At 73.7% G+C, this 1820-nt stretch carries 1 protein-coding gene; it reads left to right on the top strand.

Going from position 1 to position 1820, the window contains the following annotated elements; genetic code table 11:
* Positions 1-156: 156 nt before the first annotated feature.
* Positions 157-1752 carry a glycerol-3-phosphate dehydrogenase/oxidase gene (locus ACFV61_RS29695; RefSeq protein ID WP_063350189.1) on the top strand — a complete coding sequence of 532 codons (1596 nt, stop codon included), beginning with the start codon at positions 157-159 and terminating at the stop codon, positions 1750-1752.
* Positions 1753-1820 lie beyond the last annotated feature (68 nt).

The raw sequence follows: 1820 nt of genomic DNA, 5'->3' as shown, positions 1-1820 counted from the left end.
GCCCCGGGCCCCGACCGGCCGCCCGCTGTTCCGGCAGCGGGTGTCGCCGCGTTTCACCGGCCCGCCGCACCGGGCCGACCGGCCTCTCAGCAGAGGCCGCACCGCACACGAGAGGAGTAACGGCGCCGCCTGACCCGCGCGCCGTACACAACCACCATGGCAACCATCCCGACCCTGGGCGCCGAGCGCACCGCCGGCCGCACCGCCTCCCGCGCCGAGACCCGTGAGCTGCTCGGCAAGGCCACCTACGACCTGCTGGTGATCGGGGGCGGCATCCTCGGCACGGCCGTCGCCTGGACCGCCTCCCAGGCCGGACTCAAGGTCGCCATGGTCGACGGCGGCGACTTCGCCGGCGCCACCTCCAGCGCCTCCTCCAAGCTCGTCCACGGCGGTCTGCGCTACCTGCAGACCGGCGCGGTCAAGCTCGTCGCCGAGAACCACAAGGAGCGCCGCGCGCTCGCCACCGACGTCGCGCCGCACCTGGTCAACCCGCTGACCTTCTTCGTGCCGGTCTACAAGGGCGGCCCGCACAGCGCGCCCAAGCTCGGCGCCGGCGTCTTCCTGTACTCCGCGCTGTCCGCCTTCCGCGACGGCATGGGCCGGGTCTCCACCGCCGCGCACGCCGCCCAGCAGGTGCCCGCGCTGCGCACCGAGGGCCTGCGCTCGGTGGCCGTCTACGGCGACCACCAGATGAACGACTCGCGCGTCGCCGTGATGACCGTGCGCGCCGCCGTCGACGCCGGCGCCGTGGTGCTCAACCACGCCGAGGTCACCGGCCTGCGCTTCACCGGCGGCCGGGTCACCGGCGCCGAGCTGCGCGACCGCCTGGACGGCACCGAGTTCGGCATCGACGCCCGCCTGGTGCTCAACGCCACCGGCCCGTGGGTGGACCACCTGCGCAAGATGGAGGACGCCGGCGCCGCGCCGTCGATCCGCCTCTCCAAGGGCGCCCACGTGGTGGTCAAGCGCCGGGCGCCGTGGCGCGCCGCGCTGACCATCCCGATCGACAAGTACCGCGTCTCCTTCGCCATCCCGTGGGAGGACCACGTCCTGCTCGGCACCACCGACGAGGAGTACACCGGCGACCCGAAGGACGTCCGGGCCACCGAGGCGGACATCGACCAGATCATGGGCGAGGCCGCGCACGCCATCCGCGACGAGCACCTCGACCGCGACCTGATCACCTACTCCTTCGCCGGCCTGCGGGTGCTGCCCGGCGGCCCGGGCGACACCGCCGCCGCCAAGCGCGAGACGGTCGTCACCGAGGGCAAGGGCGGCATGCTGTCGGTCGCCGGCGGCAAGTGGACCACCTACCGTCACATCGGCCGCACCGTGCTGGAGAAGCTGGCGCACGTGCCCGGCACCAGCCTCGGCGAGGACATGTCCCCGATCGCGGCGACCGTGCCGCTGCCGGGCGTCGGCGCGCCGAACGCCGTCGCGCACCGGCTGCTGATCGACCGCGACCCGGGCTCCCGGATGGAGCCGCTGGTGGCCAAGCACCTGGCCAGCCACTACGGCACGCTGTCCTTCGAGATCGCCCGCATGATCGACGAGAACCCGGAGCTGGGCCGGCCGATCCACGAGGACGGCCCGGACGTCTGGGCGCAGGTCGCCTACGCGGCCGACAGCGAGTGGGCGTACACGGCGGACGACGTGCTGCGGCGCCGCACCACGATGACCGTGCGCGGGCTGGACACGCCGGAGATCCGGGACGAGGTCGAGGCCTTCCTCGCGAAGCGCGGAACGAAGTAGGCACAGCCTCGCGAAGCGCGGAACGAAGTAGGCACAGCCAGCTAGGCGCAGCCTCGCGAAGGGCGGGC

The sequence above is a fragment of the Kitasatospora sp. NPDC059817 genome (assembly GCF_042731835.1).
Classification (GTDB): domain Bacteria; phylum Actinomycetota; class Actinomycetes; order Streptomycetales; family Streptomycetaceae; genus Kitasatospora.
This window is presented reverse-complemented; position numbering and strand designations above follow the sequence as displayed.

Coding starts and splice junctions, on each gene's coding strand:
- ACFV61_RS29695 (WP_063350189.1), top strand. CDS start 157: ATGGCAACCATCCCGACCCTGGGCGCCGAGCGCACCGCCGGCCGCACC.